At 56.6% G+C, this 2,808-nt stretch carries 5 protein-coding genes; 1 reads left to right on the forward strand and 4 read right to left on the reverse strand.

Going from position 1 to position 2,808, the window contains the following annotated elements:
- Positions 1-97: transposase domain-containing protein (locus tag F753_RS33250; protein WP_023444869.1), on the forward strand; the 97-nt coding region annotated here is incomplete at its 5' end.
- Positions 98-164: 67 nt separating this feature from the next.
- Here F753_RS33250 and F753_RS50305 read toward each other — a convergent pair.
- The 4 genes from F753_RS50305 to F753_RS33265 form a co-directional block, all read right to left on the reverse strand.
- Positions 165-479, reverse strand: a complete 315-nt coding sequence (locus tag F753_RS50305; protein WP_084799370.1) for an RNA polymerase sigma factor — start codon at positions 477-479, stop codon at positions 165-167.
- 1 nt (position 480) lies between these two features.
- On the reverse strand, positions 481-1,191 hold the full coding sequence (locus F753_RS33255) for a cytochrome c biogenesis CcdA family protein (RefSeq protein WP_031297493.1): 711 nt from the start codon (positions 1,189-1,191) through the stop codon (positions 481-483).
- On the reverse strand, positions 1,191-1,571 hold the full coding sequence (locus F753_RS33260) for a thioredoxin family protein (protein ID WP_031297495.1): 381 nt from the start codon (positions 1,569-1,571) through the stop codon (positions 1,191-1,193). Before F753_RS33260 ends, F753_RS33255 begins: the two co-directional genes overlap by 1 nt.
- A gap of 260 nt (positions 1,572-1,831) precedes the next feature.
- Positions 1,832-2,131, reverse strand: a complete 300-nt coding sequence (locus tag F753_RS33265) for a DUF2790 domain-containing protein (RefSeq protein ID WP_023444872.1) — start codon at positions 2,129-2,131, stop codon at positions 1,832-1,834.
- Positions 2,132-2,808: the final 677 nt, after the last annotated feature.

The following is a 2,808-nucleotide window of genomic DNA, read 5'->3' on the forward strand; positions in this document are numbered from 1 at the left end:
CCCGTATGCCTATCTGAGAGATGTGCTGATGCGCCTGCCGACGCAACGGGCGAGCGAGATCGGCCAACTGCTCCCACATCAGTGGATGCCTGCCTGAGGCAAGCAAATAACGACAGCGGTGTATCACCCCAAACAGCCTACCCGTAATAGTCTCGCACTGATTTTTATGCGTGCAGCGTGTGATACAGAGCAGGCGTGCAGCATGTGATACAGCCTACCCGTGCACCGTGTGATACAGCTTGGGAAGGTGACTTGGCTAGACGCTTACCACGCTGGCTTCGCCGCAGCTGATCATAGTAGAGGTTGCGTGCTACCCGACGCATCCAGGCCAGTGGGTTTTGGACGACCTCAGTAGTCGCCGCCAGATAGCGCTCCACAGCACCATGCAGCAAGTCTTCGGCATCCGCTGGCTGACCGGCCAAAGCCAAACAGTAGCGGTAAAGGCGATCCCACTGCTCACGTGAAATATCCATCTTCATCCTAGAGCGCAAAAACCCAATCAGGCAGGATGCTCAATGCGTAGGTCTCCAGCACCTTGTCCACGCCAGTCAATACCAAACCACCAAGCACCAAAAGCAATGTGCCCAGCAGTTGCTTGCCGCGCGAGGCATTACTCATCAGGCTAGGCCGCCAACGACTCAATAACCGGCCAGAGAGGAGAGCGGCCAGTATCAACACAGCGGCGGTACCAATGCCGAAGGCGAACATCACTACGAATGCCATGGCCATGTCCTGCCCCATAGAGGCCAGGGCGATGGCCGCGCCAAGCGTGGGACCTACGCAAGGTAGCCAAACGAGCCCCAACAGCGCCCCAAGACCAAATTGGCCCATGGCTGAGCCGCCTTTGTAGCCACTAGTGTCAACCCGACTGGTCAACCGCGATAAATGCAACGTCAGCCAATCCCCCAGCGGCTTGACGACCAATGTCAGGCCCACCAGGACTAGTAGCACCGCCGCCACATAGCGGAAAACCACCGGATCTATACCCAGGTTGAGTAGGACAAAGCTGATCAACGTACCGGCGACCGCAAACGCGGTACTCAGACCTAGCGCGAGAAACAATGCATCTCGCCTGCGTGAGCCCGCGGTTGATGACATCACCACAGGCACCAGCGGCCACACACATGGAGAGAGAATACTCAACACTCCAGCAACCATGGCCAGTGGAATGGAGGCAAGTTCAATTGCCATCAGTTGGCCAGCCCCTGCTCGATCGCAGCGCCGATCACCGACTCACGGGTTTCCGCCACACTGAACCACAATTGTTCACCGTGCTTGTACAGCAAAAGGGTAGATTGTCGCGGCGCACGAAACTGAGCCACCAAATCCTTGCGCGAATCGAAGTCTACCTCCAGCACGTGCAAGCTTTTATCCGGATTTTGTTCGATCCAGCGATTGATGATTTCCCCTTGCTTCTTGCATGTCGGGCACCAAGGAGCATTGATATCTACCAACACCAGATCACCCGTGGCTTGCAGATCATCGAAGCGCTCCTGGCTGTAGGGTTCCCCTGCGATAGCCTGACCAACCAAAGCAAAACCAATCAATAAAGCAGAGAAAAATCGTTTCATGTGTAACCCCAAATAGATTGACAGCTGCCGAGCAGGCAGTCGGTCGAACTCGACCATTCCAAAGTAGTTGCCACATAGAGACGAACGAAAGGCGTCGTTGATTGCAGGGCTAACACAACAAACGCAACATCATTCCAACTGGCCTTGGCCATTGAGCTGGCAACGATCCAACGACCGCAGCTCAGAGAACTGAGATTAGGCTTGCGCCTGACGGCACCACATCCGTGATCAGCGCCGCCCGAGCGCTTCGAGATTCGATCTCAGTGGTCGAAACAACCTCCGCCGAGGATCAGATATTCCAGGGCGCGCACTTCGCCTCGGCTATTTTCATAATGCATGACTGTCGGTACGACTCCGCATAGGTGGCTGGTGTCGCTGGTGGACAGGACCCTTGCGATATCCAGCTTCAAGCCGTAACGATAAGTTTCTACGGGAACCTGTCCCGCCTGTGGCTGACTTTCGATATGTATCGCCTGGCCCTGCGCGGCCTGCGCCAATCCACCCGCGACGACCAGGACGACAGTTATGACCGATGCCAATACTTGTTTCGAGACTTTCATGACTGCAACCTCCAGCGAAATCCTCACACTATTGGGATGCACGGCCGGAAGGCTTGTTACAGTGCAGTTGGGCTCGGCGGTTCAGGGTGCGACAAGATGCCCGGCATGAGTTTCACGAGTATCCTAGTCCCACGGCCTGTACTAGACTGCAGCGCATGAGACGACACCTGCATTTACTGCTCCTGCTACTCAGCCTGACCCTTCCCGTGAACGCGGTGGCGGGTCTGCTCGCGCTTTCGCAGCCATGTCCCATGGAGCACATGTCGATGGCGGATATGCAGGGCTCTTGCTGCCAAGACCAGGCGCAGCAGCTTGCCAACGGCAAAGTGTGCAAGACCGGACAAGAGTGCAAGAACAATGGCATGCTGCAGGTCTCGGTCATCAAGACACCCTGTCTATTTGTTCGCTCCCTAGCCCTCACCCCCACCCTCGATTTCCATCCCTCCACCTCCCCTTCCGGGGTGTGGCGACCGCCCCGCGTCTGATTCCCGTGCTGACTTGAGTTCCGTTTCCCCCTCTTAGGCGGCGAGACGGTATGCGTGCGCCCGCCTGGGTGCGCGCCGGATCATCCACAGGAATCGTGAAAATGAGGTAAGCGTCTAGCCAAGTCACCTTCCCAAGCTGTATCACACGGTGCACGGGTAGGCTGTATCACATGCTGCACGCCTGCTCTGTAT

It is taken from the genome of Stutzerimonas chloritidismutans AW-1, from assembly GCF_000495915.1.
GTDB classification, from domain to species: Bacteria; Pseudomonadota; Gammaproteobacteria; order Pseudomonadales; family Pseudomonadaceae; genus Stutzerimonas; species Stutzerimonas chloritidismutans.